Source organism: Neisseria sp. P0009.S007 (assembly GCF_051962515.1).
The window spans coordinates 1-231 of record NZ_JBQCVF010001334.1 but is presented as its reverse complement, the minus strand read 5'-3'; the positions used below and the strand labels follow the sequence as shown (position 1 = coordinate 231).

At 51.5% G+C, this 231-nt stretch carries 1 rRNA gene; it reads right to left on the bottom strand.

Annotated features, from left to right (window positions below):
- Positions 1-231 (bottom strand): 16S ribosomal RNA (locus ACTHS3_RS18830); the annotation flags it as partial.

Here is a 231-nt window from a genome sequence, read left to right as displayed (position 1 = left end):
GACTACCAGGGTATCTAATCCCGTTTGCTACCCTAGCTTTCGTGCATCAGCGTCAGTAAAGACCCAGTGAGTCGCCTTCGCCACCGGTGTTCCTGAGAATATCAACGCATTTCACCGCTCCACTCTCAGTTCCACTCACCTCTGTCTTACTCTAGCACGGTAGTATCGAGTGCAGTTCCCTAGTTAAGCTAGGGTATTTCACATCCGACTTACCATACCGCCTACGCACCC